The 26,498-nt window shown below is 60.4% G+C and carries 26 protein-coding genes and 1 other RNA gene; 5 read left to right on the forward strand and 22 right to left on the reverse strand.

The genetic code is table 11. The features are described from left to right. Nucleotides 1-3 precede the first annotated feature (3 nt). The 14 genes from ACS4NR_RS16500 to rsmI form a co-directional block, all read right to left on the reverse strand. Nucleotides 4-978 (reverse strand): D-alanine--D-alanine ligase, encoded by a 975-nt coding sequence (locus ACS4NR_RS16500; protein ID WP_027612179.1) that lies wholly within the window; start codon nt 976-978, stop codon nt 4-6. Further along, nucleotides 975-2,435, reverse strand: coding sequence for a UDP-N-acetylmuramate--L-alanine ligase (murC, locus tag ACS4NR_RS16505; RefSeq protein WP_007961634.1), 1,461 nt, complete (start codon nt 2,433-2,435; stop codon nt 975-977). Before murC ends, ACS4NR_RS16500 begins: the two co-directional genes overlap by 4 nt. Next, nucleotides 2,428-3,498 carry an undecaprenyldiphospho-muramoylpentapeptide beta-N-acetylglucosaminyltransferase gene (gene murG, locus ACS4NR_RS16510; protein WP_027612180.1) on the reverse strand — a complete coding sequence of 357 codons (1,071 nt, stop codon included), beginning with the start codon at nt 3,496-3,498 and terminating at the stop codon, nt 2,428-2,430. Before murG ends, murC begins: the two co-directional genes overlap by 8 nt. Beyond that, nucleotides 3,488-4,705 (reverse strand): putative lipid II flippase FtsW, encoded by a 1,218-nt coding sequence (ftsW, locus tag ACS4NR_RS16515; protein ID WP_047599228.1) that lies wholly within the window; start codon nt 4,703-4,705, stop codon nt 3,488-3,490. The genes murG and ftsW overlap by 11 nt, the downstream gene beginning before the upstream one ends. Then, entirely contained in the window at nt 4,702-6,048 is a 1,347-nt protein-coding gene (murD, locus tag ACS4NR_RS16520; RefSeq protein WP_095136857.1) for a UDP-N-acetylmuramoyl-L-alanine--D-glutamate ligase, read from the reverse strand. The genes ftsW and murD overlap by 4 nt, the downstream gene beginning before the upstream one ends. A 5-nt stretch (nt 6,049-6,053) precedes the next feature. Further along, nucleotides 6,054-7,136 (reverse strand): phospho-N-acetylmuramoyl-pentapeptide-transferase, encoded by a 1,083-nt coding sequence (gene mraY, locus ACS4NR_RS16525; RefSeq protein WP_025109289.1) that lies wholly within the window; start codon nt 7,134-7,136, stop codon nt 6,054-6,056. Next, nucleotides 7,136-8,503 carry a UDP-N-acetylmuramoyl-tripeptide--D-alanyl-D-alanine ligase gene (locus ACS4NR_RS16530; protein ID WP_456017901.1) on the reverse strand — a complete coding sequence of 456 codons (1,368 nt, stop codon included), beginning with the start codon at nt 8,501-8,503 and terminating at the stop codon, nt 7,136-7,138. Before ACS4NR_RS16530 ends, mraY begins: the two co-directional genes overlap by 1 nt. Further along, the gene (locus ACS4NR_RS16535; RefSeq protein WP_166497704.1) at nt 8,496-9,959 is read right to left on the reverse strand and encodes a UDP-N-acetylmuramoyl-L-alanyl-D-glutamate--2,6-diaminopimelate ligase; all 1,464 of its coding nucleotides are present in this window, start codon (nt 9,957-9,959) and stop codon (nt 8,496-8,498) included. The genes ACS4NR_RS16530 and ACS4NR_RS16535 overlap by 8 nt, the downstream gene beginning before the upstream one ends. Then, nucleotides 9,959-11,698: a peptidoglycan D,D-transpeptidase FtsI family protein gene (locus ACS4NR_RS16540; RefSeq protein WP_177325626.1), complete on the reverse strand. Its 1,740-nt coding sequence runs from the start codon at nt 11,696-11,698 to the stop codon at nt 9,959-9,961. Before ACS4NR_RS16540 ends, ACS4NR_RS16535 begins: the two co-directional genes overlap by 1 nt. After that, a complete protein-coding gene (gene ftsL / locus ACS4NR_RS16545) occupies nt 11,698-11,991 on the reverse strand; it encodes a cell division protein FtsL (RefSeq protein WP_095136854.1) in 294 nt (97 codons plus the stop codon). Before ftsL ends, ACS4NR_RS16540 begins: the two co-directional genes overlap by 1 nt. After that, entirely contained in the window at nt 11,988-12,935 is a 948-nt protein-coding gene (rsmH, locus tag ACS4NR_RS16550) for a 16S rRNA (cytosine(1402)-N(4))-methyltransferase RsmH (protein ID WP_007961626.1), read from the reverse strand. The genes ftsL and rsmH overlap by 4 nt, the downstream gene beginning before the upstream one ends. Next, nucleotides 12,932-13,387 (reverse strand): division/cell wall cluster transcriptional repressor MraZ, encoded by a 456-nt coding sequence (gene mraZ / locus ACS4NR_RS16555; protein WP_003228026.1) that lies wholly within the window; start codon nt 13,385-13,387, stop codon nt 12,932-12,934. The genes rsmH and mraZ overlap by 4 nt, the downstream gene beginning before the upstream one ends. 401 nt (nt 13,388-13,788) lie before the next feature. Next, nucleotides 13,789-14,142, reverse strand: an RNA gene (rnpB, locus tag ACS4NR_RS16560) — RNase P RNA component class A. Nucleotides 14,143-14,215: 73 nt separating this feature from the next. After that, nucleotides 14,216-15,121 (reverse strand): 16S rRNA (cytidine(1402)-2'-O)-methyltransferase, encoded by a 906-nt coding sequence (gene rsmI / locus ACS4NR_RS16565; protein WP_456017902.1) that lies wholly within the window; start codon nt 15,119-15,121, stop codon nt 14,216-14,218. Nucleotides 15,122-15,298: 177 nt separating this feature from the next. On the opposite strand from rsmI, the gene ACS4NR_RS16570 reads away from it, so the two are divergent. The 4 genes from ACS4NR_RS16570 (at nt 15,299) to ACS4NR_RS16585 (ending at nt 18,745) form a co-directional block, all read left to right on the forward strand. Further along, the gene (locus tag ACS4NR_RS16570) at nt 15,299-17,110 is read left to right on the forward strand and encodes a penicillin-binding protein activator (RefSeq protein ID WP_443532570.1); all 1,812 of its coding nucleotides are present in this window, start codon (nt 15,299-15,301) and stop codon (nt 17,108-17,110) included. Next, nucleotides 17,110-17,472: a YraN family protein gene (locus ACS4NR_RS16575; protein ID WP_007961623.1), complete on the forward strand. Its 363-nt coding sequence runs from the start codon at nt 17,110-17,112 to the stop codon at nt 17,470-17,472. Before ACS4NR_RS16570 ends, ACS4NR_RS16575 begins: the two co-directional genes overlap by 1 nt. Before the next feature lie 104 nt (nt 17,473-17,576). Further along, a complete protein-coding gene (locus ACS4NR_RS16580) occupies nt 17,577-18,170 on the forward strand; it encodes a phosphoheptose isomerase (RefSeq protein WP_007961622.1) in 594 nt (197 codons plus the stop codon). After that, on the forward strand, nt 18,167-18,745 hold the full coding sequence (locus ACS4NR_RS16585) for a BON domain-containing protein (RefSeq protein ID WP_456017903.1): 579 nt from the start codon (nt 18,167-18,169) through the stop codon (nt 18,743-18,745). Before ACS4NR_RS16580 ends, ACS4NR_RS16585 begins: the two co-directional genes overlap by 4 nt. 148 nt (nt 18,746-18,893) lie before the next feature. Here ACS4NR_RS16585 and ACS4NR_RS16590 read toward each other — a convergent pair whose 3' ends face one another. The 7 genes from ACS4NR_RS16590 to rplM all read right to left on the reverse strand — a co-directional run bounded on the left by ACS4NR_RS16590 (nt 18,894) and on the right by rplM (nt 23,780). Next, nucleotides 18,894-19,307: a ClpXP protease specificity-enhancing factor gene (locus ACS4NR_RS16590; RefSeq protein WP_027612189.1), complete on the reverse strand. Its 414-nt coding sequence runs from the start codon at nt 19,305-19,307 to the stop codon at nt 18,894-18,896. 16 nt (nt 19,308-19,323) lie between these two features. After that, nucleotides 19,324-19,941 (reverse strand): glutathione S-transferase N-terminal domain-containing protein, encoded by a 618-nt coding sequence (locus ACS4NR_RS16595; RefSeq protein ID WP_007961620.1) that lies wholly within the window; start codon nt 19,939-19,941, stop codon nt 19,324-19,326. Between the two features lie 146 nt (nt 19,942-20,087). Next, nucleotides 20,088-20,870 carry a cytochrome c1 gene (locus tag ACS4NR_RS16600; protein WP_007917027.1) on the reverse strand — a complete coding sequence of 261 codons (783 nt, stop codon included), beginning with the start codon at nt 20,868-20,870 and terminating at the stop codon, nt 20,088-20,090. Then, entirely contained in the window at nt 20,870-22,081 is a 1,212-nt protein-coding gene (locus ACS4NR_RS16605) for a cytochrome b (RefSeq protein WP_095136850.1), read from the reverse strand. The genes ACS4NR_RS16600 and ACS4NR_RS16605 overlap by 1 nt, the downstream gene beginning before the upstream one ends. Further along, nucleotides 22,081-22,674: a ubiquinol-cytochrome c reductase iron-sulfur subunit gene (gene petA / locus ACS4NR_RS16610; protein WP_003228055.1), complete on the reverse strand. Its 594-nt coding sequence runs from the start codon at nt 22,672-22,674 to the stop codon at nt 22,081-22,083. The genes ACS4NR_RS16605 and petA overlap by 1 nt, the downstream gene beginning before the upstream one ends. Nucleotides 22,675-22,944: 270 nt before the next feature. Further along, on the reverse strand, nt 22,945-23,337 hold the full coding sequence (gene rpsI / locus ACS4NR_RS16615; protein ID WP_007961615.1) for a 30S ribosomal protein S9: 393 nt from the start codon (nt 23,335-23,337) through the stop codon (nt 22,945-22,947). Nucleotides 23,338-23,351: 14 nt separating this feature from the next. Beyond that, on the reverse strand, nt 23,352-23,780 hold the full coding sequence (gene rplM / locus ACS4NR_RS16620; RefSeq protein ID WP_003228062.1) for a 50S ribosomal protein L13: 429 nt from the start codon (nt 23,778-23,780) through the stop codon (nt 23,352-23,354). A gap of 244 nt (nt 23,781-24,024) precedes the next feature. Between rplM and ACS4NR_RS16625 the strand changes: the two genes are divergently transcribed. Continuing rightward, a complete protein-coding gene (locus tag ACS4NR_RS16625) occupies nt 24,025-25,065 on the forward strand; it encodes an NADP(H)-dependent aldo-keto reductase (RefSeq protein ID WP_095136849.1) in 1,041 nt (346 codons plus the stop codon). A 103-nt stretch (nt 25,066-25,168) separates the two neighbouring features. On the opposite strand, the gene ACS4NR_RS16630 is transcribed toward ACS4NR_RS16625, so the two are convergent. Beyond that, entirely contained in the window at nt 25,169-26,305 is a 1,137-nt protein-coding gene (locus ACS4NR_RS16630) for an acyl-CoA dehydrogenase family protein (RefSeq protein ID WP_007961611.1), read from the reverse strand. Nucleotides 26,306-26,498 lie beyond the last annotated feature (193 nt).

A 26,498-nucleotide genomic window follows, 5' to 3' on the forward strand; every position in this document is an offset into this window, starting at 1 on the left:
GTCTTAACCTCGCGCCTCTGTATTACCGGAGCCTTCAACACTGGCGGCCAGAATGGCCAGAACCAGTTGCTGGAAGTCCAGACCGGCAGCACGGGCCGCCATCGGCACCAGGCTGTGATCGGTCATGCCCGGTGCGGTGTTCACTTCCAGGAACCAGAACTGCCCGTCGGCGTCCTGCATCACGTCCGCCCTGCCCCAACCGGCAATACCCAGCGCCTCACAGGCCTTGGCCGTGAGATCCATGAGTTCCTGTTCCTTGGCGGCGTCCAGCCCACACGGAATGCGGTACTGGGTATCGTTGGCGATGTACTTGGCGTCGTAGTCGTAGAACGTGTGCGGTGTACCCAGGGCGATAGGAGGCAACACCTGGTCACGCAGGGTGGCGATGGTGAACTCCGGACCTTGAATCCATTGCTCAACCAAGACTTGCGAATCGTAGGTACTGGCCGCTTTCCATGCGTCGATCAACTCGGACGCAGAACTCACTTTGGCCATCCCGATACTTGAACCTTCATGCGCCGGTTTGACGATCAAAGGGAAGCCCAGTTCCGTCGCCGCCGAAATACAATCGGCTTCGCTGCACAGCACGGCGTGACGCGGCGTCGGAATCCCGAGGCTGTGCCAGACCTGCTTGGTGCGCAGTTTGTCCATCGCCAGTGCCGAAGCGAGAATGCCACTGCCGGTGTACGGAATGCCGGCGCATTCGAGCAGGCCCTGCATGGAGCCGTCTTCACCGCCACGACCGTGGAGAATGATGAACGCACGGTCGATCTTTTCGTTCAGCAGACGCTGCAGAAAATCCTCGCCGACATCGATCCCGAACGCGTCCACGCCCGCACTTTGCAGCGCGTCGAGCACGGCGTTACCGGATTTCAGCGAAACCTCACGCTCGGCACTCATGCCACCGAACAGCACGGCGACACGGCCGAAGTCTTTCGGCGCGATGGTGGAGAACAGGTTGGCGTAGGCAGCAGTCATTTCAACTTCCCCTCGACCGACGCAGCCACGGCGCCGGCGAACAATTCACTTTTCAACAGCTTCGGCGCGAGACCGCCGATATCCCCGGCGCCCTGGCACAGCAGGATGTCGCCGGCACGCAGCAGCGGCTTGACCAGCGGCGCGAGGTCGACACCGCGCTCGATGTAGATCGGGTCGAGCTGACCGCGCTGACGGATGCTGTTGCACAGCTTGCGGCTGTCCGCGCCCGGGATCGGCTCTTCGCCGGCCGGATAGACTTCCATCAGCAGCAGCACGTTGGCGTCGGCCAGTACATTGACGAAGTCGTCGTACAGGTCACGGGTGCGGCTATAACGGTGCGGCTGGTAGACCATCACCAGACGGCGCTCCGGCCAGCCACCGCGCACGGCTTTGATCACCGCGGCGACTTCGGTCGGGTGGTGACCGTAGTCGTCGACCAGCATCACGTTGCCGCCGTCCACCGGCAGTTCGCCGTAGACCTGGAAGCGTCGGCCAACGCCCTGGAACCCTGACAGGCCCTGGACGATGGCTTCGTCGCTGACGCCTTCGTCGGTGGCAATACAGATAGTCGCCAGCGAGTTGAGCACGTTGTGGTTGCCCGGCATGTTCACCGACACATCGAGCGGCTCGCGATCCGGGCGCAGCACAGTGAAGAAGGTCTGCATGCCTTGCTGACGCACATTGATCGCGCGCACGTCGGCGTCTTCGCTGAAGCCGTAGGTCACGGTCGGACGCTTGACCAATGGCAGGATTTCACGCACCACCGGATCGTCCAGGCACATCACCGCCAAACCGTAGAACGGCAGGTTGTGCAGGAACTCGACGAAGGTTTTCTTCAGTTTGTTGAAGTCACCGTCGTAGGTCGCCATGTGGTCGGCGTCGATGTTGGTCACCACCGCTACCAGCGGTTGCAGGTGCAGGAAACTGGCGTCGCTTTCGTCGGCTTCGGCGATCAGGTAGCGGCTGGTGCCGAGTTGGGCATTGGTGCCCGCGGCATTCAGACGACCACCGATGACGAACGTCGGATCGAGGCCACCAGCGGCGAACACCGAAGCGATCAGGCTGGTAGTAGTGGTTTTGCCATGAGTACCGGCGACGGCGATGCCGTGGCGATAGCGCATCAGCTCGGCGAGCATCTCGGCCCGCGGTACCACCGGGATACGACGCTCAAGAGCGGTCGCCACTTCCGGGTTGGAGGTGTTGACGGCGCTCGAGACCACCAGCACGTCGGCGGTCGCAGCGTTTTCAGCGCGGTGGCCGATATAGATGTGCGCACCGAACGATTCCAGACGCTCGGTCACCGGCGAAGCTTTCAGGTCGGAACCGGACACTTCATAGCCCAGGTTCAGCAACACTTCAGCGATGCCGCACATGCCCACGCCGCCGATACCGACGAAGTGGATGCGACGGATGCGGCGCATTTCCGGTTGCGGCATGGCTTTCTGATTCTCAACCATGGGCCACCTCCAGGCAGGTATCGACCACGCTACGGGTGGCATCGGGTTTGGCCAGACGGCGGGCCGCTTGGGCCATTTCTTCGAGTCGTTGCGGTTGCATCAAGACCTCTGTCAGGCGCGCGGCAAGATCCGCGGCACCAGTCGTTCTTTGCGGCATCACGAAGGCTGCGCCTTCACGGGCCAAATAATCGGCGTTGCGGGTCTGGTGATCGTCGATCGCGTGGGGCAAAGGCACCAGCATCGAGGGCAGACCAACGGCAGCCAGCTCACTGATGGTCAGCGCGCCAGCGCGGCACACCACCAGGTCAGCCCAGCCATAGGCCTGGGCCATGTCTTTGATGAACGGCTGCACCTGCGCATCCACGCCGGCGGCGCGGTAGCGCTCTGCAGTCACTTCATCGTGGTTTTTGCCGGCCTGATGAAACACTTCCGGGCGCAAATCGGCAGGGACTTGCGCCAGGGCTTCAGGCAGCAACTTGTTCAACGGTTCTGCGCCCAGGCTTCCGCCAAGGATCAGCAAACGCGCTTTGCGACCGGCCAGGGCTGGTCGCGATGTTTCGAGGAACAGCTCGCTGCGCACCGGGTTTCCGGTGGTACGGCGGGTGTCCGACAGAGTAAAGGTGTCGGGGAATGCTTCACACACCCGGGCGGCGAACGGCACCAGCAACCGATTGGCGGTGCCGGCCACGGCGTTCTGCTCGTGAACGATCACCGGCACACCGGCCAGTTTCGCGGCAATCCCGCCAGGCCCGGTCACATAACCACCGAAGCCGACCACGCAGACTGGACGCAGCTTGCGAATCACCGCCCGCGCCTGCCACACCGACTTGAGCAACATGAACGGTGCCTTGAGCAGCGACAGCTTGCCCTTGCCACGCAACCCGGTGGCATTGATGCGATGCAGTTCAAGACCTGCAGCCGGCACCAGTTCGTTTTCGATCCCGCGTGGCGTGCCGAGCCAGTGCACGGTGTAGCCACGCGCCTGGAATTCGCGGGCACAGGACAATGCCGGGAACACATGGCCGCCGGTGCCGCCGGCCATGATCAATACGTTAGCGCCCATGGTTCGGCTCCTCGGCGAAGTCGCTCTCATGGAACTCCATCTCTTCACTGCCCAGGTGGGTTCGACTCTCCCACTCGATCCTCAGCAACAAGCCAAGGCAGGCGCAGCAGATCACCAGGGAACTGCCGCCGTAACTGAGGAACGGCAGGGTCAGGCCCTTGGTCGGCAGCAGGCCGACGTTCACGCCGATGTTGATCAGGAACTGACCGATCCACAGGAACGACAGACCGTAAGCCACATAAGCGGCGAAGAACTGTTTGGCCTTCTCGGCCCACAAACCGATGTACATGCCGCGAATACACACGAAGACGAACAGCGCGACGGTGCACAGCGAACCGACGGCGCCCAGCTCTTCGGCCAGCACCGAGAACACGAAGTCGGTGTGTGCTTCAGGCAGGTAGAACTGCTTCTGTACGCTGTTGCCCAGGCCAACGCCCAGCCACTCACCGCGACCGAAGGCGATCAACGCCTGCGACAATTGATAACCGGCGCCGAACTGGTCGGCCCACGGGTCGGCGAAGTTGGTCAGACGTGCCATCCGGTACGGCTGCATCTGAATCAGCAGCACCACGGCCCCGACGGCCAATACCACCATCAGCGAGAAGCGGAACAGCCCGACCCCGCCAAGGAACAGCATCGCTGCAGCGGCCCCCATCATTACCACGGTGGCACCGAAGTCCGGCTCCATCAGCAACAGGCCCGCCATCGGCAGCAGCACGATGAACGGCTTGAAGAAGCCCATCCAGCTCTCGCGCACTTCTTTCTGCCGACGTACCAGATAACCGGCGAGGTAGATCACCACGAACACCTTGGCGATCTCGGACGGCTGCACGTTGAAGAAACTGAAACCGATCCAGCGCATCGATCCGTTCACTTCACGGCCGATCCCCGGGATGATCACCATCACCAGCAGACCGAACGCGCCGATCAGCATCATCCAGCCCAGGCGCTGCCAGGTGGCGATCGGAATCATCATGGTAACGATGCAGGCGCCCAGGCCCAGCGCCACGTAGATCAGGTGGCGAATCATGTAATACAGCGCGCTGCCCGATTGCGCCGCCGCCACTTCGGTGGAGGCCGAGGCGATCATGATCAGGCCCAGGCCCAGCAGCGCCAGGCAGCCGGCGAGCATCGGGAAGTCGAGGTCGATGCCACGGCCGGTGATGATCGGCGACGGGTACGGTTTGATGATATTGCGCAGGCTCATGCCAGATCCTCCACGGCGCGGACGAACTGGTGACCACGGTCTTCGTAATTCTTGAACATGTCGAAACTGGCGCAGGCGGGCGACAGCAGCACCACGTCACCCGGCTGGGCGACCGCGCGGCATTGCGCGACAGCGTCGACCAGCGACGTGGCGCGAATCAGCGACACCGCGTCGCCGATAGCCTCGCCGATCTTGTCGGAGTCGCGGCCCATCAGGATCACGGCGCGGCAGTTGGCCGCTACCGGATCGCGCAAATCGTTGAACTCGGCACCCTTGCCATCGCCACCGGCGATCAGCACAACCTTGCCGTCGATGTCCGCGCCCAGACCTTCGATGGCGGCCAGTGCAGCACCGACGTTGGTGGCCTTGGAATCGTTGTAATAACCGACGCCGTCGAGATCCCGCACCCACTGGCAGCGGTGTTCGAGGCCGGTGAAGTTACGCAGGGCATCAAGCATGGCGTCGAACGGCAGGCCGACCGCATGCCCCAGCGCCAGCGCCGCGAGGGCATTGGCCTGGTTGTGCGCGCCGCGCACTTTCAGTTCGCGCACCGGCATCAGGTTCTGGAATTCGAAGGCCAGGTATTTCTCGCCGTCTTCTTCGCGCAGGCCGAAAGCCTTGAAATCCGGTTTGTTCAGGCCGAAGGTCCAGCATGGCTGACCCTCGCCGATCAGCGGACGGCTGAGTGCGTCCTGACGATTGACCACGAACTGCTTCGCGCCACGGAAGATCCGGTGCTTGGCCAGGTGGTACGCCGGCAGACCACTGTAGCGGTCCATGTGGTCTTCGCTGATGTTCAGCACGGTGGCCACTTCAGCGTTGAGCTGGTCGGTGGTTTCCAGCTGGAAGCTCGACAGTTCCATCACGTACAGCTCGACGTCATCGCTGAGCAATTCCAGCGCTGGCGTACCGAGGTTGCCGCCCACCGCGACGCGCTTGCCGGCCGCAGCCGCCATCTCGCCGACCAGGGTGGTCACGGTGCTTTTTGCGTTTGAGCCGGTGATGGCCACGATCGGCGCCCGCGCGTTACGCGCGAACAGCTCGATGTCGCCGGCCATTTTCACGCCACGGGCGGCAGCGGCTTGCAGGGCCGGGGTCGCCAGCGCCAGGCCGGGGCTCACGTAAAGCTCGTCGGCACGGCACAGGAATTCGACGTCCAGCTCGCCACAACGCACTTCCACGTGCGGATAGTCACGCTTGAGCGTGGCCAGTTCCGGTGGATTGTCCCGCGTATCGGCGACGGCAAACGACACGCCCCGGTTCGCCAGGAAGCGAACCAGGGACATGCCGCTCTTGCCGAGGCCGACAACGATGCGGAAGTGGTCAGAAGCGATCAGAGACACTCGTTCTACCTCAGCTTCAGGGTGGCAAGGCCGATCAGCACGAGAATCACCGTGATGATCCAGAAACGGACGATCACGCGCGGCTCGGGCCAGCCCTTGAGTTCAAAGTGGTGGTGAATCGGAGCCATGCGGAACACACGGCGACCGGTCAGCTTGAAGGAAGCAACCTGAATGACGACCGACAGGGTTTCCATCACGAACACGCCGCCCATGATGAACAGGACGATTTCCTGACGGACGATCACCGCGATGGTGCCCAGTGCCGCGCCCAGTGCCAGAGCACCGACGTCGCCCATGAACACTTGCGCCGGGTAGGTGTTGAACCAGAGGAAGCCCAGACCGGCACCGATCAGTGCGCCGCAGAATACGATCAGTTCGCCTGCGCCCGGCACGTAAGGGATCAGCAGGTATTCGGCGAATTTCACGTTACCCGACAGGTAGCAGAAGATCCCCAGACCGCCGCCGACCATCACGGTTGGCATGATCGCCAGACCGTCGAGGCCGTCAGTCAGGTTGACCGCGTTGCTCGAACCGACGATCACGAAGTAGGTCAGCACGATGAAACCGGCGCCCAGCGGAATGCTGTAGTCCTTGAGCATCGGCAGGATCAGCGTGGTTTCCACCGGTGTGGTGGCGGTCATATAAAGGAAGATCGCCGCGCCCAGACCGAACACCGACTGCCAGAAATACTTCCAGCGGCTTGGCAAGCCACGGGAGTTCTTCTCGATCACTTTGCGGTAGTCGTCGACCCAGCCGATGGCACCGAACAGCAGGGTCACCAGCAGCACGACCCACACGTAGCGGTTGCTCAGGTCAGCCCAAAGCAGGGTGCTGACACCAATGGAAGACAGAATCAGTGCGCCGCCCATGGTCGGCGTACCCGACTTGGACAGGTGCGATTGCGGGCCGTCATTGCGAACGGACTGGCCGATCTGACGGTTCTGCAGGGTGCGGATCATCCACGGGCCATAGCACAGCGACAAAACCAGCGCGGTCAGCACACCGAGGATCCCGCGCAGGGTCAGGTACTGGAAGACCGCGAAGCCTTTGTAGAACTGTTGCAGATACTCCGCTAGCAGCAGCAGCATTAATGTTTCTCCAGACTGGGCCCGCACAGAGCCGCAACGATGTTTTCCATCGCTGCACTGCGCGAACCCTTGATCAAAATGGTGGTGTTTGTGTCCTGCTCGGCGTCGAGGGCCTGGATCAGTTCGGCTTGCGTGCCGAAGTGATGCGCCTCTTTACCGAATGCGTTCACGGCGTGGACCATGTTCGGCCCGACCGCGTAAAGCGCGGAAACCTTGCCCCGGGCGTATTCGCCCACGTCGCGGTGCCCCTGCTCCGCCCAGTCGCCCAACTCGCCGATATCTCCGAGCACCAGGACGGTGCGGCCGGAAAAGCCGGCGAGTATATCAACGGCAGCGCACATGGAGGTGGGGTTTGCGTTGTAAGTGTCATCGATCACGCGCATGCCGTTCTTCGCCAGTTGCGCGACAGTGCGACCCTTGACCGGTTGTACCGCGCCAAGCCCGGTGGCGATGCCAAACAGCGACACGCCCAAGGCGTGAGCGGCAGCGGCGGCAGCCATGGCGTTGGCGACGTTATGGGTGCCGAGCAGGTTCAGTTGAACGTGCTCCACACCTTCAGGCGTATGCAGGTTGAAGGCCGGGCAACCCCGGGCATCGGTGCTCAGGTCGCTGGCGTAGAAGTCTGCCTGCGGATTGCTCAGGGAGAAGGTCAGCACTTTGCGTGCGCCGGCGCGGAGCTTCCAGATGCCGAAAGCCTTGTCATCAAGGTTGAGCACAGCGACGCCATCCGCTGCCAGCCCATCGATGATCTCGCCTTTGGCTTCGACGATTTTTTCCGGCCCGCCGAACTCGCCAACGTGGGCGGTGCCGGCGTTGTTGAGGATCGCCACGTGTGGCTTGGTCAGCCCGACGGTGTAGGCGATCTCACCCAGACGCGAAGCGCCCAGTTCGATCACGGCGGCGGTGTGTTCCGGCGCCAGTTCGAGCAGGGTCAGCGGTGCGCCGAGATCATTGTTCAGATTGCCGCGCGTCGCCAGCACCGGACCGCGGGTACGCAGGATGCTTGCGAGCATTTCCTTGACCGTGGTCTTGCCGCTGGAACCGGTGATGGCCGCGACTGGCTGGGTGAACGCGGCACGGTTCAGCGCCCCCAACTGGCCGAGGGCCTGGCGGGTGTCCTTGACCAGCAGTTGCGGCAAGGTGCTGTCGACGACTTCGCGCTCGACCAGTGCCGCGACCGCGCCTTTGCCGGCGACGTCGTTCAGATAGTCGTGACCATCGAAGCGCGGTCCAGTCAGGGCAATAAACAGTTGGCCAGCGGTGATCGCGCGGCTGTCGATGCTGACGCCATCAAAACTGGCATCGGTGCTGATCAGACGGGCGTCGAGCACGTTGGTCAGTTCGCTCAATGTCAGGGCCTTAAGCATGGGCCACCTCCCACGCGGTGAGGGCATGATCGGCCTCGACCAGATCGGAGAAAGCGTGGCGCTCGCCATTGATTTCCTGATAGTCCTCGTGACCTTTACCGGCCAGCACGATCACGTCATCCGCCGAAGCACCAGCAATCAGTTGAGCAATCGCCTGACCGCGGCCGGCGACGAAAGTGACTTTATCCACAGCGGTGAAACCGGCGCGGATGTCGTCGAAAATCTGTGCCGGATCTTCCGTGCGCGGGTTGTCATCGGTGACCAGCACGCGATCAGCCAGTCGCTCGACTACTTCGGCCATCAGCGGACGCTTGCCGCGATCACGATCACCGCCGCAGCCGAACAGGCACAGCAACTGGCCTTTGACGTGTGGGCGCAGCGCAGTCAGAACTTTTTCCAGGGCATCCGGGGTGTGGGCGTAATCGACCACCACCAGCGGCTGAGTGCCGCCCCCCAGTCGCTGCATGCGTCCGGCCGGGCCTTCGAGTTTTGGCAGCACCTTGAGAATTTCGTCGAGCGCGTAATCCAGACCGAGCAAGGCGCCGACTGCCGCCAGTACATTGCTCAGGTTGAAACGACCCAGCAGCGTGCTGCGCAGGTGATGTTCGCCCTGCGGCGTGACCAGCGTGGCGCGTACGCCGTGGTCATCGAACTGCGCTTCGCGGACATAGAGATAGGCGCTGCTGTCGAGCAGGCTGTAAGTGATCAGGCGCGAATCGCGTTTTTCGGCGGCCAGCTGCCGACCGAAATCGTCGTCGAGGTTGACCACGCGGCACTTCAGGTCATTCCAGGCGAACAGCTTGGCCTTGGCCTCGGCATACGCCTCCATGGTGCCGTGATAATCCAGGTGATCGCGAGACAGGTTGGTCATCACCGCGACGTCGAACGCCAACGCGGTGACCCGACCCTGATCCAGACCGTGAGACGACACTTCCATGGCCACGGCTTTGGCCCCGGCCTTTTTCAGGTCGCCAAGAGTTGCTTGCACGGCAATCGGATTCGGCGTGGTGTGCAGACCACTTTCCAGCGCGCCATAGAAGCCGGAGCCCAGCGTACCGACGATGCCGCAGTGCTGACCGAGCAGATCGAGTGCCTGCGCGACCAGTTGAGTCACGCTGGTCTTGCCGTTGGTGCCGGTGACGCCGATCAGGTTCAGGTGATGGCTCGGCTCGCCATAAAAGCGCCCGGCGATGTCGGACAGCTGCGCCGCCAGGCCTTTGACCGGAATCAATGGCACTTCAGTGATCGGCAGCACGGTGGCGCCTTCCACTTCATAGGCAACCGCCGCCGCGCCGCGCTGCAAGGCATCGGCGATGTGCGCACGGCCATCGAACTTGCCGCCCGGCACGGCGAGGAACAGGTCACCCGCGCGTACGTTGCGGCTGTCCAGCGCCAATTCACGGATCAGCAGATCGTGGCCGGCGTGGGGGAATATCTTGTTCAGACTTAATGACATCAGCCGCGCCCTCCATTGGCTTTCAGCGGAACGACCGGGGTAGCGTTGGCCTGTTGGGTGGTCGGCAGGTTGTCCGGGGTCACGTTCATCAGACGCAGGGTGCCGGACATCACACGGCTGAACACCGGCGCCGACACCAAGCCACCGAAGTAACCGGCCTTGGACGGTTCATCGATCACCACCACGATGGCGTAACGCGGATCGCTCATCGGGCCGAAACCGGCGAACAACGAACGGTACGAGTTTTCGGCGTAGCCCTTGGTGCCTACCGACGTTTTACGTGCAGTACCCGACTTGCCGGCCACGTGATACGCCGGCACCTGCGCACGGAACACGCCGCGCGGTGCTTCGATCACTTGCTGCAGCATGCCTTGCATGGTTTTCGCGACCGCTTCCGGCAGTACCTGGGTAGTCTGCGGCGGCTTGTCGGTTTTGATCAGGGTCAGCGGTGCCAGACGACCGTTGTTGGCCAGTGCCGAGAACGCGTGCACCAGCTGGATCGCGGTCACGGAAATACCGTAGCCATACGACAGCGTCGCGGTTTCCGCTTTGCGCCATTCACGGTAGTTCGGCAGGTTGCCGACGCGCTCACCCGGGAAGCCGAGTCCGGTGTCCTGGCCGAGGCCGACTTTCTGCGCGAGGCGGAAAATGGTTTCGCCCCCAATATCGAACGCGACCTTACTCATGCCGACGTTACTGGAATTGATCAGGATGCCGGTCAGGTCGAGTACCGGGCCTTCGGTCTTCGACACGTCCTTGATGGTGTACTTGCCGATCTGCAGGGAGCCCGGGTACACCTCGACGGTGTCGCTCGGTTTCCAGCGGCCGGTTTCGATCGCGGCACTCATCGAGATCGCTTTCATGGTCGAACCCGGTTCGAACACGTCGATCATCGCGCGGTTACGCATCATCGCCGGCTGCAGATTGCGACGGTTGTTCGGGTTGTAGGTCGGCTGGTTGACCATGGCGAGAATCTCGCCGGTCTTCACGTCCATGATCACCAGGCTGCCGGCCTTGGCGCCGTTCTCGATGATCGCGTTGCGCAGCTCGCGGTTGGCCAGGTATTGCAGACGCAGGTCAATCGACAACGCCAAGGGCTTGCCGGCCTTGGCGTTCTTGGTGACCTGGACATCCTTGATCAGCCGACCGCGCCGATCCTTGATGACCTGCCGTTTGCCCGGCACCCCGGCCAGCCACTCGTCGTAGGCCAGCTCGACGCCTTCGCGCCCGTGATCGTCAATGTCGGTAAAGCCGACCATGTGTGCGGTGACTTCACCGGCCGGGTAGAAGCGGCGGAATTCTTCGATGCCGTAAACGCCCGGCACTTTCAGGTCGAGCACAGCCTGGCCCTGCTCGGGGGTCAGCCCGCGCACCAGGTAGATAAATTCTTTGTTGGCTTGCGCTTCGAGGCGTTCAGTCAGGGCTTTCGGGTCCTGACCCAGCGCGGCGGCCAGTGCTGGCCACTTCTCTTTGGCGGTCTGCATTTCCTTGGCGTTGGCCCACAGCGTGGTCACTGGGGTACTCACGGCCAAAGGCTCGCCGTTACGGTCGGTGATCAGACCACGGTGAGCAGGAATCGGGATATGACGCAGGCTGCGCGCATCGCCCTGACCTTTGAGGAAGTCACGGTCAACCACCTGCAGGTCGATGATGCGCCAGCAGATCGCCGCAACCATCACGCCGAGCAGTGCCACCATCAGGCGGAAGCGCCACGGGAAGAGTGCGCCTTCAAGTTTCATCATGGCGCCACCATCTTCACGTCAGCCGCGCCAGGGATGTGCATTTTCAGTTGTTCGGTGGCCAGCACTTCGATGCGGCTGTGCGCAGTCCAGGTGCTTTGCTCGAGAATCAGGCGCCCCCACTCGGCCTGCGCCTTGTCGCGCACGCTGAGTTCGTTATAAAGATTGTTGAGCAACTGCCGGTTCCAGTGCGCGCTGTAGGACACGCCGATGGCCGACACGAGCACGCCGATAAACAGCAGCAGCATGAAGAAGCTGCCGCCCGGCAGGGGCTTGGCGAAAAGCTTGCTCACCGCAACTTCTCCGCGACGCGCATGACAGCGCTACGGGAACGTGGGTTGGCTTTGAGTTCGGCGTCGGAGGCCGTCTGCGCTTTGCCATGGATTTTGATTTTCGGTTCGAACGCCACATGGCGCACGGGCAGGTTGCGCGGCAGGTTGTCGGCTTCGCCTTTCACCAGCTTACGCATGAACAGTTTGACGATGCGGTCTTCCAGCGAGTGGAAACTGATGACCACCAGACGGCCACCGATCTCCAGAGCATCCAGTGCGGCTTCGAGGCCGGCTTCCAGATCGCCCAGTTCGTTGTTGACGTGAATGCGCAAACCCTGAAACGCACGGGTCGCCGGGTTCTTGCCCTTCTCCCACGCCGGGTTGGCGACTTTCAAGACTTCGGCAAGATCAGCGGTGCGCTCGAACGGCTTGATGTCGCGGCGCTCGGCCACGGCACGGGCCATGCGCCCGGAGAAACGTTCTTCGCCGTATTCCTTGAACACCCGGGCGATTTCTTCCACCGGCGCGGTGTTGACGAATTCGGCGGCGCTGATGCCACGGGACGGATCCATGCGCATGTCCAGCGGACCGTCATTGAGGAAACTGAAGCCGCGCTCGGCGTCATCCAGCTGCGGCGACGACACGCCGAGGTCGAGCAGGATACCGCTGACCTTACCGCTCAGACCTTGCTCGGCAACCACCGAACCCAGCTCGGCAAAGCTGCGCTGCACAACGACAAAGCGGCCGTCTTCGGCCGCTAGCGTTTGCCCGGTGGCAATCGCTTGAGGATCCTTGTCGAATCCGATGAGTCGACCGTCCGTCCCGAGCTGGCTGAGGATCAGCCGACTGTGCCCGCCGCGCCCGAACGTGCCGTCCAGATAGCAGCCATCAGGACGTACGGCGAGAGCCTCGACGGCTTCGTCAAGCAGTACGGTGATGTGGTTAAAGCCGCTATCAATAGTCACAGGATCAAATCACGCAGTTCGTCAGGCATGGCGCCCGGTTGTTGAATAGCAGCAAGGTCAGCGGCAGACACCGCGTTCCATGCATCCTCGTCCCACAATTGGAACTTGTTCAGTTGGCCCACCAGCATCGCTTTCTTATCAAGCTTGGCGTATTCGCGCAGACGCGGTGGAACCAGAAAACGACCACTGCCGTCGAGTTCGAGGTCGACGGCATTACCAATCAATAAGCGCTGCAGGCGACGGTTCTCTTCGCGTAGCGAAGGGAGTGCGCGCAACTTGGTTTCAATGATTTCCCACTCGTCGAGCGGATAGACACACAGGCACGGATCAACAGCATCAATGGTCACGATCAATTGGCCGGAACTACGCGAAACGAGCTCGTCACGGTACCGGCTCGGCATGGCGAGACGGCCCTTTGCATCGAGACTGATAGCGTTAGCTCCGCGAAACACGTCAGCGTTTCTCCAATTTTTATCGTTTTGAGCTCAAAAAACCCACTTCATGCCACTTTCCGCCACTTGCGCACACTATAGGAATGCGCCCACCACACCGTCAAGGCGCGGATTAAAGGAAAACCCTTACAGAACGGAGATTTAGGAGCTTAAAAGGAGGGGTAACGACAATTTGGCGGATACTTTTGACCAATAACTTGATGCAGCACTGAAAGCTGCGCTCGGAAGTTAAAGTAATTTGTTAAGAGTAAGATTTTTTCGGTATTACAAAAGCGCTTCTGCTGTTGATTGAAGCAAGGTGGGAAATGGCTATTACCGCATTTGCCGCTGCCGGACTTTAGCGCAGGCCTGCCGATAATAACCAGCCCTGACGCCATTGATTCAAGCAGGGAAAGAAAAAGGTGGAGAGTCGATCTGTAAGCCGGGTTCTGTCTTGAACAGTCATTCGTCTACGATGGCCATCACTGGACATCTTTAGCAACCTACCCGGTCCCAGCGCGGGCCACGCCTTGGGACCCTATTTGGTCTTGCTCCAAGTGGGGTTTACCTAGCCACGAACTGTTGCCAGACGTGCGGTGCGCTCTTACCGCACCTTTTCACCCTTACCGGCGCCGAAGCGCTTAGGCGGTTATTTTCTGTGGCACTTTCCGTAGGCTCACGCCTCCCAGGCATTACCTGGCACTTCGCCCTATGGAGCCCGGACTTTCCTCCCCCCCCTAATTTTCATAGAGGGCAGCGACTGCCCGATCGACTCTCCGCCGCGCAGGTTAACGGCAGAGCGCCCGAAGAACAAGCGCTAATAGCCGTGAAACCTGTCTGCGCGACGGGTTACTCGCCCTTCTGCTGATCGAGTGCGACCTGGTACAGGACGTTTTTGCGCTCGCCGGTGATTTGCGCGGCCAGGGCGGCAGCGCGCTTGAGCGGCATCTCTTCGAGCAGCAGATTGAGCACGCGCATCGCCTCGCTGCTGACCGCATCTTCAGACTCCGGCGCAGACCAGCCCGCGACCAGCACCACGCACTCGCCACGCTGCTGATTGCTGTCGGACTCGACAAATCCACGCAGCTCAGCCAGCGGCAAGCCTTTGAGCGTCTCGAAGGTCTTGGTGATTTCCCGGGCCAGCAACGCCTGACGCTCGCCACCAAACACCGCTTCCATGTCTTGCAGGCATTCGAGAATGCGATGCGGGGCCTCGTAGAAAATCAGTGTGCGCGGCTCCTCCTTTACTGCTTCCAGGCGCGCCTTGCGCCCTACCGACTTGGCCGGCAGGAAGCCTTCGAAGATGAAGCGGTCGGAGGGCAGACCCGCCGCCGACAACGCCGCGATCAACGCACAGGCACCCGGCACCGGCACCACATTGATCCCCGCCGCCCGCGCCTGACGCACCAGGTGGTAACCCGGATCGGAAATCAGTGGCGTCCCGGCATCGGAAATCAGCGCGACGTTATCGCCCGCCAGCAAACGGGTAATAAAGCGGCTACCTTCATCACGTTCGTTATGTTCGTGGCAGGCGGCCAACGGCGTGGCAATGCCGAAGTGCTGCATCAGTCGCGCCGAGTGCCGCGTGTCTTCGGCGGCAATCAGTGCAACCTCGCGGAGGATCTTCAGGGCCCGGGCGCTGATGTCGTCCAGGTTGCCGATGGGCGTCGCCACCACATAAAGCGAGCCAGCAGCGGAATTCAAAGGACCTGGAGCAGTCAAAGCGCACACCTCGTGTTCGGTAAAAGCGAGCATTGTAACGCGTCACGAGGCTTGCGAACCGTATGAGCCGAGCGCGGTTTTGCACGCAGTTGTGCGCCGCCGCAACATTTACTCCAGCTAAATTGATTGATTCACGCCAGTAACATCGCGCCCCGGCCAGTGCTTGGGTACAATTCCACGCTAATTTGATCGAGTATCAGGAACACTTACATGATCGCTTGCCTGCGGCTGTTCACTGCCCTCTGCCTCGCTGCCTTGCTGGCGGCCTGCGCCAGCTCCCCCTCCTCCAGCCTTGGCGAACTTCCACGGACTCCGGATGCCAGCATCGAGCAACTGCTCGAACAGGCGACCCAGGCCAAGACGCCGGAAAAAGCCGCCCTGTTGCGCCTGAGCGCGGCAGACCTGGCTTATCGCCAGGGCAACGCCGGGCAGTCCGCGCAAATCCTGCAACAAGTGCCGATGGAACAGTTGAAGCCAGGCCAGCAGATCTTCGCCAGCACCCTGTCCGCTGAACTGGCGATGACCCGCAATCAGCCGAAAGCTGCGCTGACCGCTCTGAGCCATCCGAGCCTGCAGCACCTGAGCGAAATGCCGGAAGATCAGCAAGTGCGCACCGGCACCGTGCATGCCCGCGCATTGGAAGCCGACGGTCAGACACTCGCAGCCGCTCGCGAGCGCGTGTTCATCGCGCCGATGCTGCAAGGCGAAGCCGCGAGCAAGAACCACGAAGCCATCTGGACTCTGATTGGCTCGCTGCCGACCGACCAACTGCAACCCAACACTACCGACGACCTCGGCGGCTGGATGAGTCTGGCACTGGCAGTGAAATCCGCCGGCACCCTGGAACAGCAGCAAGCGGCGATCGATACCTGGCGCGCGCAGAATCCAAAGCACCCGGCGGCGATCAACCTGCCGTTGCCACTGACCAAACTCAAGGAACTGGCCAGCCAGCCCCTGAGCAAGATCGCCCTGCTGCTGCCGCAAGACGGTCAGCTGGCAGCGGTCGGTAAAGCACTGCGCGAAGGCTTCATGGCGGCGCACTATCAGGCTCAACAGGCCGGACAAAAACCGCCAGCGATCGAGTTCTACGACAGCTCCAAGCTGACCTCGATGGACGAGTTCTACCGCAAGGCTCAGGCTGATGGCGTGCAACTGGTGGTCGGCCCGCTGGAAAAACCGCTGGTCAAACAACTGAGCACTCGCCCTCAACTGCCGATCACCACCCTCGCGCTGAACTACAGCGAAGGCGATCAAGGCCCCGCGCAACTGTTCCAGTTCGGCCTGGCCGCTGAGGACGAAGCTCGCGAGGTCTCGCGTCGTGCCCGCGCCGACGGCCTGCATCGCGCGGCGATCATGGTGCCGAAAGGCGAATGGGGCGACCGCGTACTGCGCGCTTTCAGCCAGGACTGGCAGGCCAATGGCGGCAGCATTGTTGCCACCGAACGCGTCGATCAGCCGGTGCAACTGGCCCAGCAGATCGCCGACATGTTCCAGCTGCGTCAAAGCGAAGCCCGCGCCAAGAGCCTGCAGAACGCCGCTGGCACCAACGTAGCCGCGCAGCCGTCGCGTCGTCAGGACATCGAGTTCATCTTCCTCGCAGCCACGCCGCAACAGGCGCAGCAGATCAAGCCGACCCTGAACTTCCAGTACGCGGGTGACGTTCCGGTGTACGCAACTTCCCACGTCTACAGCGCCAGTGGCGATGTGAACCAGTACAACGACATGAACGGCGTGCGCTTCTGCGAAACCCCATGGTTGCTGGACAACAGCGATCCACTGCGCCAGCAAGTGGTTGCACAGTGGCCGCAAGCCGCCGGGAGCCTCGGCCGCCTGTACGCGATGGGTGTGGATGCCTACCGCCTGGCACCGCGCCTGGGCCAACTCAAGGCCCTGCCGGACAGCCGCATTGACGGTGAGTCGGGTAGCCTCGGCATGACCCAGACCCAGCGTGTTGTGCGTCAGTTGCCTTGGGCGCAGTTCGTCAGCGGTCAGGTTCAGCGCCTGCCGGACACCCCGCGCTGATGCCCGACGGCTCGCACCTGCAAAGCGGCAAGGATGCCGAGCGCCAGGCGCTCGAGCATCTGCAACACCAGGGTCTGCGCCTGCTGGCGCAGAACTGGTCATGCAAACGGGGCGAGCTTGATCTGGTCATGCTTGATGGCGATACAGTAGTATTCGTCGAAGTCCGCTACAGAAAAAACACTCAATGGGGTGGCGCGCTCGCTAGCATCGATGAGCGCAAACGGCAGAAACTGATATTCGCCGCACAGTATTTTCTTCAGCGTGAGTCACGCTGGGCCGATTCCCCTTGCCGCTTCGACGTGGTGGCCATCGACAGGCACCCCGATCAGTTGAACTGGTTGCAGAATGCGTTCGATGGTTGATTCTCTGCACACCACCCCGGACACTTTCACCGACAATTTTTGCTCTTTGCTTTGCGGGCTGCACATTCACGTGCCGAACAGCCGCGCCACTTAAGGTCACACAGATGGACATGCAATCCCGAATTCGCCAGCTTTTCCAGGCCAGTATCGACACCAAGCAACAGGCGATGGACGTACTTGCACCGCACATCGAGCAAGCCAGCCAGATCATGGTCAACGCCCTGCTCAACGAAGGCAAAATGCTTTCGTGCGGCAACGGCGGCTCTGCCGGCGACGCCCAGCACTTTTCCTCGGAGCTGCTCAACCGCTTCGAGCGCGAACGCCCGAGCCTGCCGGCCATCGCCCTGACCACCGACAGCTCGACGATCACCTCGATCGCCAACGACTACAGCTACAACGAAGTGTTCTCCAAGCAAATCCGCGCACTGGGTCAACCAGGTGACGTATTGCTGGCGATTTCGACCAGCGGTAACTCGGCAAACATTATTCAGGCGATCCAGGCCGCACATGATCGCGAAATGATTGTCGTAGCATTGACTGGCCGCGACGGCGGCGGCATGGCTTCGCTGCTACTGCCTGAAGACGTCGAGATTCGCGTACCGGCCCATGTCACTGCACGTATTCAGGAAGTCCATCTGCTGGCGATCCATTGCCTCTGCGATCTGATCGACAGCCAACTGTTCGGGAGTGAAGAATGACCCCTAATCGCCTTGGCCTTTTGGCCTTGACCCTGTGCCTCGGCATCAGCGGCTGCACCTCGGTGGTGAACGCCAGCCGTGAAGCGCCGATTGAAGACGACCGCGGCACCCGAACCTTCGGCAGTAAAATCGACGACTCGCTGATCGAAACCAAAGTCGGCGTCAACGTGGCCAAGGCCGACCCTAGCCTGGACAAGGACTCGCATATCGTCGTCACCAGCTTCAACGGCGTGGTGCTGCTCGCCGGCCAGACGCCGCGTGAAGACCTCAAGGCCAAGGCCGAACAGGCCGCCAGCGACGTCCAGCGCGTGAAGAAGGTGCATAACGAGCTGCAAGTGATTGCGCCTTCAAGCTTCCTCGCCCGCCAGAACGACGCTTGGCTGACCACCAAGATCAAGACCCAGATGCTGACCGATGCCAGCATTCCCGGCTCGCGCATCAAGGTCGTGACCGAGAACGGCATCGTCTATCTGCTGGGCCTGCTGACCAAGCAGGAAGCCCAACAGGCGACCAATCTGGTGCAGAGCGTTTCCGGTGTGCAGAAAATCGTGAAGCTGTTCGAATACATCGACTGACCTGCACTTCTGTAGGAGCTGTCGAGTGAAACGAGGCTGCGATCTTTTGATCGTCAAAAACAAGATCAAAAGATCGTCCGAACGCGGCCCGAGCCTGCGGCAGCTCCTACGTAATAAAAAAGGCGACCCTCTCGGGTCGCCTTTTTTATTACTTCACCACTTTCAGGCTCGGCCGGCCGCTTGGTCGCGGCGGCTCGCTGCCCGGTGGCGGCAAGTCGTCATCCGGCTCGATGTCGTCTTCGTCATCCATCGGCGACTCGAGATCGAACACCATGCCCTGCCCGTTCTCCCGGGCGTAAATACCCAGGATTGCACTGATCGGCACATAAAGACTGTGCGGAACGCCACCGAAGCGCCCCTCGAAGGTCACCACGTCGTTGTCCATGTGCAAGTGCCGCACGGCGCTGGGCGAAATGTTCAGGACAATCTGCCCGTCACTGGCGAAGCCCTGCGGCACCTGCACCGCCGGGTATTCGGAATTGACCAGCATGTGCGGGGTGCAATCGTTATCCACAATCCACTCGTAGAGCGCGCGGACCAGATAAGGTCGACTGGAGTTCATAGCGGCTCCTTAAGCCTTAGCGCATATCGCGTTCGACGCCAGACAGACTCGCCTGGAAAGCCTCACGCGCAAACTGGCGCTCCATATAATCAAGCAGCGGCTTGGCCGGCCGCGGCAGTTCAATACCCAGAATCGGCAAACGCCAGAGTATTGGCAATAGGCAGCAATCCACCAGACTTTGTTCCTCACTGAGGAAAAACGGCTTGTCGGCAAACAGCGGCGACACGCCTGTCAGGCTTTCACGCAATTCCTTACGCGCCACGACACGCGCGGCCTCCTTGGACTTGGGATCAAGAATCAGATCCACCAGACCACACCAGTCGCGCTGAATACGGTGAATCAGCAGACGGCTATTGGCACGCGCCACCGGATAAACCGGCATCAGTGGCGGATGCGGGTAACGCTCATCCAGATATTCCATCACCACGGTCGACTCCCACAACGCCAGGTCGCGATCGACCAGTGTCGGGAGACTGCCGTAAGGGTTCACCTCAATCAGTTTAGGCGGCTGGCGACCAGCTTCCACGTAAATGATTTCGGCGCTGACACCCTTCTCTGCAAGCACGATGCGCACTCGGTGGGAATAGTGGTCGGCGGGGTCGGAGTAACAGGCCAACCGATTGGTCACGCCCATGGCGATCCTCCTCGCTTGTTGAAATTATCGGAACCGGAAAAACGCGCGCGCCCAGAGGGCGCCTCCCGCAAAGCCTGGCGAACCAGACGTCGCGTTATCGGAGGCGCCCTTGGGCGCGCGCGATTAACAGCAATGCTTGAAGCGTATCAGTGCACGTCTTTCCAGTATTCACGCTTGAGCAGATAGGCGAACACAAAGAAGAACGCCAGGTACAGCAAGACGTAAGTACCGATGCGCTGATGTTGCAGCTTAACCGGGTTAGCCGAGTAAGCCAGGAAGGTTACCAGATTCTTGACCTTCTCATCGAACTGCTCTTCGTTCAGAGCACCGGATTTCGGCACGATGGTCAACTGATCGCACGCTTCGTGGGTCAGCGGCGTACCGGTCAGCGGATCGTATTGCTTCTTGCCGTCCTCGACGATCTGCACTTGCTTGCAGCCCACCACCTGACGCCCTTGCAGGCCTACCAGCACGTTAGGCATGCCGACGTTCGGGAAGACCTTGTTGTTCACGCCCCAAGGACGTGCCGGATCTTCGTAGAACGAGCGCAGGTAACCGTAGAGCCAATCGGTGCCACGCACGCGAGCCACCAGGGTCAGATCCGGCGGTGCAGCACCGAACCAGGTCTTGGCGTCCGCCGGCTGCATGCCGATGTTCATGTGGTCGCCGATCTTGGCGCCGGTGAACACCAGCTTCTCGAGCATCATTTCGTGGGGAATGCCGAGGTCATCGGCCACCCGCTCGTAACGCTGAAACTTGGCACTGTGGCAACCCATGCAATAGTTGGCGAAGGTTCGCGCACCATCTTGCAGAGCAGCCTTGTCGGATACGTCGATGTCGACTTTTTCCAGCTCCGGACCACCGTGTTCGGCGGCGAAAGACAGCACAGGCAGAGCAGCGAAAATCAGAGCAAAAAATAACTTTTTCATCAGCCAGTCACCCTTTCCGGAACCGGTTTGGTCTTCTCGAGCCTGGTGTAGAACGGCATCAGAATGAAGTAGGCGAAGTACAGGAAGGTGCAGATCTGCGACACCAGCGTGCGCTCCGGCGTCGGAGCCAGTACGCCCAGAATGCCAAGGATCACGAAGGAAATGCAGAACACCACCAGCCAGATTTTGCTCATCCAGCCCTTGTAGCGCATCGATTTGACCGGACTGCGATCCAGCCATGGCAGGACAAAGAGCAAGGCAATCGAGGCGCCCATGGCGATAACGCCCATGAGCTTGTCCGGGATCGCACGCAAGATCGCGTAGAACGGCGTGAAGTACCAAACCGGCGCAATGTGCTCCGGCGTCTTGAACGGGTTAGCCGGCTCGAAGTTAGGTTTTTCGAGGAAGTAGCCACCCATTTCCGGGAAGAAGAACACGATAAAGCAGAAGATGAACAGAAACACCACCACGCCGACGATGTCTTTCACGGTGTAGTACGGGTGGAAGGCGATGCCGTCCAGCGGGATGCCGTTTTCGTCTTTGTGCTTCTTGATGTCGACGCCATCCGGGTTGTTCGAACCCACCTCGTGCAACGCCAGAATGTGCAGCACCACCAGACCGAGAATCACGATCGGCAGGGCCACCACGTGCAGGGCGAAGAAGCGGTTCAGGGTGATCCCCGAGATCAGGTAGTCACCACGAATCCACTGGGTCAGATCGTTACCGATGACCGGGATAGCACCGAACAGCGAGATAATCACCTGGGCACCCCAGTAGGACATCTGGCCCCACGGCAGCAGATAACCCATGAAGGCCTCAGCCATCAGCGCCAGGTAGATCAGCATGCCGAACACCCAGACCAGTTCACGTGGTTTCTGGTACGAACCGTAGAGCAGGCCACGGAACATGTGCAGATAGACCACGATGAAGAACGCCGAAGCGCCGGTGGAGTGCAGCAAACGCAGGATCGAGCCGTACTCGACGTCGCGCATGATGTATTCGACGGAAGCGAACGCCTCTTCTGCCGACGGCGTGTAGCTCATCGTCAGCCAGACACCGGTGACGATCTGATTGACCAGCACCAGCAGCGCCAGCGAGCCGAAGAAATAGAAGAAGTTGAAGTTTTTTGGCGCGTAATACTTGCTGAGATGGTCTTCCCACATTTTGGTCGCGGGGAAGCGTGCATCAACCCAATCCATGAACTTGCTCATCACGCTTTCTCCGTATCGACGCCAATGACAATCAGGTCATCGGTCTCATAGGAATGCGGGGGAACTGGCAGGTTCAAAGGCGCGGGTTGCGACTTGTAGACGCGGCCAGCCAGATCGTAGTGGGAGCCGTGGCAAGGGCAGAAATAGCCACCGACCCAATCTTTACCCAGATCAGCAGGCGCCACTTCGGGACGGAAGGTTGGCGAGCAACCCAGGTGAGTGCAGATCCCGATCAGCAGCAGAATTTCCGGCTTGATCGAACGCACTTCAGGGTCGACATAGGTAGGTTGCGTGGAGTTTTTGGAAGTCGGATCGGAGAGCTGGCCCTCGATCTTCTTGAGATTCCCCAGGATTTCCGCAGTACGGCGGACAATGAACACCGGCTGGCCGCGCCACTCGGCAATCATCTGCTGTCCTGGCTCGATCTTGCTGACATTCACTTTCACCGGTGCACCGGCGGCTTTCGCCTTGGCACTGGGAAACCATGACCCCACGAACGGGACCGCAGCCCCCACCGCTCCTGCAGCACCCACCACGGATGTGGCTGCTACCAAGAAGCGACGCCGGCCTGCATTCACGCCGTCATTGCTCATTCAGTCCTCTCCCATCAGCTTTGTGGCCTGTTAAATCAGGCATCTACTAAATAAATCAATGTTACTTATAAAAATTTTGCCGAGATGGTAATGAAAAGCCCCAATTCTGACAAGGGAATTACCCGGAGCTCATACCCTCAAGCCTTGCAGTATAGGGGGTCTACGAATGTGGCAAGTTGTCACAGCGCAATTCTTTTGATAAATCGCAGGCATAAAAAAACGCCCGGTTCCGTGAGGAATCGGGCGTTCTTTTTTGAACGTGGAAACGAATTAACGCTTCGAGTACTGCGGACGCTTACGCGCTTTACGCAGACCAACTTTCTTACGTTCAACTTCACGGGCGTCGCGAGTAACGAAGCCAGCTTTGCGCAGAGCGCTACGCAGGGTTTCGTCGTAGTCCATCAGAGCGCGAGTGATGCCGTGGCGGATTGCGCCAGCCTGACCACTTACACCACCACCGATGACAGTGACGTAGATGTCGAACTTCTCGACAGTCTCGGTCAGTTCCAGCGGCTGACGAACTACCATGCGGGCAGTTTCGCGGCCGAAGAACGAGTCCAGGGAGCGGTTGTTGATGGAGATGTTACCAGTACCCGGACGCAGGAAAACGCGTGCGGTTGCGGTCTTGCGACGGCCAGTGCCGTAATTTTGAGTCGCCGACATAATGAACTATTCCGTTAAATCTTCAGTTCTTGGGGCTGCTGAGCAGTATGAGGGTGTGCAGCGCCCGCATAGACTTTCAGCTTACGGTACATGTCACGACCCAGCGGGTTCTTAGGCAGCATGCCTTTAACCGCGGTCTCGATCACGCGCTCAGGGGCTTTGGCGATCAGCTTTTCAAAGTTGATCGACTTGATGCCGCCCGGGAAACCGGAGTGGGAGTAGTACATTTTGTCAGTGGTTTTAGCGCCGGTAACACGGATCTGCTCGGCGTTGATTACGACGATGTAGTCGCCGGTGTCAACGTGAGGAGTGTACTCAGGCTTGTGCTTGCCACGCAGACGGCTCGCGATTTCGGTGGCCAGACGACCCAGGGTCTGACCAGCAGCGTCGACGACAAACCAGTCGCGCTTTACTGTTTCCGGTTTAGCAGTAAAAGTTTTCATTCTTTATAGCCTCAGGGGCCGCCTGTAAATAAGACGGCGGATCTTACTGAATAGTGCGTACTTTGACAAGTCAAAGGCAGCCGGATACAGACGCTTTCGGGGGCTCGGGTCGGCGCGTCCGTTCAACGGCAAGATTCTTCGGCGGCGGCGCATCACTTCCACTGCAGAAAGAGGTCGGCAATTATGCAGATTGCGAAAAAATTTTCAACCTGCTTTTATGATTGTTTTGCCCAAGGAGCACCCGATGGACTATCGCCAGCTAGGCCGTACCGACCTTAACGTGAGTGCAATCTGCCTCGGCACCATGACCTGGGGCGAGCAAAACACTGAAGCTGAAGCCTTCGCCCAGATCGAACGGGCCAAGGAAGCCGGGATCAACTTCATCGACACCGCCGAGATGTACCCGGTGCCGCCGAAAGCCGAAACCTATGCCACCACCGAACGTTACATCGGCAATTACTTCAAGCGTCGCGGCGACCGTGCCGACTGGATCCTCGCCAGCAAGATCGCCGGCCCCGGCAACACCATCGACTACATCCGCGACAAAAACCTGCGCCACAACCGCCAGCACATCACCGCCGCGGTGGATGCCAGCCTCGAGCGCCTGCAGACCGATTACATCGACCTGTATCAATTGCACTGGCCGGAGCGCAGCACCAACTTTTTCGGACAGCTGGGCTACAAGCACAAGATCGAGGCCAACCTGACACCGCTCGAAGACACGCTCGAAGCGCTCGACGAGCAGGTCAAGGCCGGCAAGATCCGCCACATCGGTCTGTCCAACGAGACGCCGTGGGGCACCATGCGCTTCCTCGCGCTGGCCGAAGCCCGTGGCTGGCCGCGTGCGGTGTCGATCCAGAACCCGTACAACCTGCTCAACCGCAGCTTCGAAATCGGTCTGGCGGAAATCGCCATCCGCGAACAGTGCGGCCTGCTCGCCTATTCGCCGCTGGCGTTCGGTTTCCTGTCGGGCAAGTACGAGGGCGGCGCGCGCCCACCGAAAGGCCGCCTGAGCCTCTACAGCCGCTTCAGCCGGTATTTCAATCCGCAATCGGAAGCTGCCTGCAGCCGTTACGTGGCCCTGGCTCGTGAGCACGGTCTGGACCCGGCGCAAATGGCGCTGGCGTTCGTCACCCAGCAACCGTTCGTCACCAGCAACATCATTGGTGCGACGACGCTTGCGCAACTGGACAGCAACATTGCCAGTTTTGATCTGAAACTTTCCGATGAAGTGCTGGCAGGGATCGAGGCGATTCACAAGGATCATCCGAATCCGGCACCTTGATCGACCGCTAAAAGCTTCGCGAGCAAGCCCGCTCCCACAGAGGCTCACCGCACCTGTGGGAGCGAGCTTGCTCGCGAAGGGGCCAGTCAACTCACTGCAAATTTCAAAGCGACCGCGCAATGATCTCCTTCATGATTTCATTGGTGCCGGCATAGATGCGCTGCACGCGCGCATCCGCCCACGCCCGGGCCACCGGGTATTCCCACATGAAGCCGTAGCCGCCATGCAACTGCACGCACTCGTCGAGCACCTTGCATTGCAGGTCGGTGCCCCAGTATTTGGCCATCGCTGCTGTCGGAACATCGAGCTTGCCTTGCAGGTGCAGTTCCAGGCACTTATCGACAAATACCCGGCCGATCTGAATCTCGGTAGCCATCTCCGCCAGTTTGAAGCGCGTGTTCTGGAAGTCGGCGATCGCCTTGCCAAACGCCTTGCGATCACGGGTGTAATCCAGCGTCCATTTCAGCGCGGCTTCGGCTGAGGCCAGACCGCCGATCGCTACCGTCAGCCGCTCCTGTGGCAATTCCTGCATCAAATAAGCGAACCCTGCCCCGGCCTGCCCCAACAGGTTTTCTTTCGGCACGCGTACGTCCTGGAAGAACAATTCCGACGTGTCCTGAGCCTTCATTCCGACCTTCTCCAAGCGTTTGCCCTTCTCGAAGCCCGGCGTATTCGCCTCAACTACAAACAGGCTGGTGCCTTTGGCGCCGGCCTTCGGATCGGTCTTGGCGACAACGATCACCAAGTCAGCGAGGAAACCGTTGGTGATGAAGGTCTTGGAGCCGTTGATCACGTACTCGTCGCCGTCCAGCACGGCGGTGGTCTTGACCCCTTGCAGGTCGGAGCCGGCGCCCGGCTCGGTCATCGCGATGGCACTGACCATCTCGCCAGAGACCAGTTTCGGCAGGTATTTTTGCTTCAGCGCTTCGCTTCCGTAATGCAGGATGTAAGGCGCGACGATGTCCGAATGCAGCGAGAAACCGATACCGGTCAGACCGAGACGACCGACCTCCTCAATCACCACCGCGCTGTACAGAAAGTCCGCGCCCAGGCCGCCATATTCTTCCGGCAGGTGCGAGCAGAGCATCCCCGCTTCCCCTGCCTTGTTCCACAGCTTGCGGTCGATGTGGCCTTGTTTCTCCCATTGCGCATGGAACGGCACGGCCTCTTTTTCGAGGAAGGTTCGTACGCTGTCGCGGAACAATTCGTGCTCGGAACTGAACAAGGTTCTGGGGATCATGCGGCACCTTTCATTCTTGTTGGAGGAATATGACCTTCAGAGACTAAGCCTCACCTCCGACACAGGACACTGGACACATCCGACAAAAAATAAGACGATCCAGCCGTCTGGTGACCACTTTCCCTTATAAAAACAAAACAAAAGTTGAATTATGTCCAAGCAAGTCTCTACGCCCTTGCGGCGCGTCAGCATC

Source organism: Pseudomonas sp. JQ36, from assembly GCF_053851495.1.

Excerpts from the sequence above, each read along its gene's own strand:
- ACS4NR_RS16500 (WP_027612179.1), bottom strand. The coding sequence starts at position 978 with ATGACTGCTGCCTACGCCAACCTGTTCTCCACCATCGCGCCGAAAGAC.
- murC (WP_007961634.1), bottom strand. The coding sequence starts at position 2,435 with ATGGTTGAGAATCAGAAAGCCATGCCGCAACCGGAAATGCGCCGCATC.
- murG (WP_027612180.1), bottom strand. The coding sequence starts at position 3,498 with ATGGGCGCTAACGTATTGATCATGGCCGGCGGCACCGGCGGCCATGTG.
- ftsW (WP_047599228.1), bottom strand. The coding sequence starts at position 4,705 with ATGAGCCTGCGCAATATCATCAAACCGTACCCGTCGCCGATCATCACC.
- mraY (WP_025109289.1), bottom strand. The coding sequence starts at position 7,136 with ATGCTGCTGCTGCTAGCGGAGTATCTGCAACAGTTCTACAAAGGCTTC.
- ACS4NR_RS16530 (WP_456017901.1), bottom strand. The coding sequence starts at position 8,503 with ATGCTTAAGGCCCTGACATTGAGCGAACTGACCAACGTGCTCGACGCC.
- ACS4NR_RS16535 (WP_166497704.1), bottom strand. The coding sequence starts at position 9,959 with ATGTCATTAAGTCTGAACAAGATATTCCCCCACGCCGGCCACGATCTG.
- ACS4NR_RS16540 (WP_177325626.1), bottom strand. The coding sequence starts at position 11,698 with ATGAAACTTGAAGGCGCACTCTTCCCGTGGCGCTTCCGCCTGATGGTG.
- rsmI (WP_456017902.1), bottom strand. The coding sequence starts at position 15,121 with ATGCTCGCTTTTACCGAACACGAGGTGTGCGCTTTGACTGCTCCAGGT.
- ACS4NR_RS16570 (WP_443532570.1), top strand. The coding sequence starts at position 15,299 with ATGATCGCTTGCCTGCGGCTGTTCACTGCCCTCTGCCTCGCTGCCTTG.
- ACS4NR_RS16575 (WP_007961623.1), top strand. The coding sequence starts at position 17,110 with ATGCCCGACGGCTCGCACCTGCAAAGCGGCAAGGATGCCGAGCGCCAG.
- ACS4NR_RS16580 (WP_007961622.1), top strand. The coding sequence starts at position 17,577 with ATGGACATGCAATCCCGAATTCGCCAGCTTTTCCAGGCCAGTATCGAC.
- ACS4NR_RS16585 (WP_456017903.1), top strand. The coding sequence starts at position 18,167 with ATGACCCCTAATCGCCTTGGCCTTTTGGCCTTGACCCTGTGCCTCGGC.
- ACS4NR_RS16590 (WP_027612189.1), bottom strand. The coding sequence starts at position 19,307 with ATGAACTCCAGTCGACCTTATCTGGTCCGCGCGCTCTACGAGTGGATT.
- ACS4NR_RS16595 (WP_007961620.1), bottom strand. The coding sequence starts at position 19,941 with ATGGGCGTGACCAATCGGTTGGCCTGTTACTCCGACCCCGCCGACCAC.
- ACS4NR_RS16600 (WP_007917027.1), bottom strand. The coding sequence starts at position 20,870 with ATGAAAAAGTTATTTTTTGCTCTGATTTTCGCTGCTCTGCCTGTGCTG.
- ACS4NR_RS16605 (WP_095136850.1), bottom strand. The coding sequence starts at position 22,081 with ATGAGCAAGTTCATGGATTGGGTTGATGCACGCTTCCCCGCGACCAAA.
- petA (WP_003228055.1), bottom strand. The coding sequence starts at position 22,674 with ATGAGCAATGACGGCGTGAATGCAGGCCGGCGTCGCTTCTTGGTAGCA.
- rpsI (WP_007961615.1), bottom strand. The coding sequence starts at position 23,337 with ATGTCGGCGACTCAAAATTACGGCACTGGCCGTCGCAAGACCGCAACC.
- rplM (WP_003228062.1), bottom strand. The coding sequence starts at position 23,780 with ATGAAAACTTTTACTGCTAAACCGGAAACAGTAAAGCGCGACTGGTTT.
- ACS4NR_RS16625 (WP_095136849.1), top strand. The coding sequence starts at position 24,025 with ATGGACTATCGCCAGCTAGGCCGTACCGACCTTAACGTGAGTGCAATC.
- ACS4NR_RS16630 (WP_007961611.1), bottom strand. The coding sequence starts at position 26,305 with ATGATCCCCAGAACCTTGTTCAGTTCCGAGCACGAATTGTTCCGCGAC.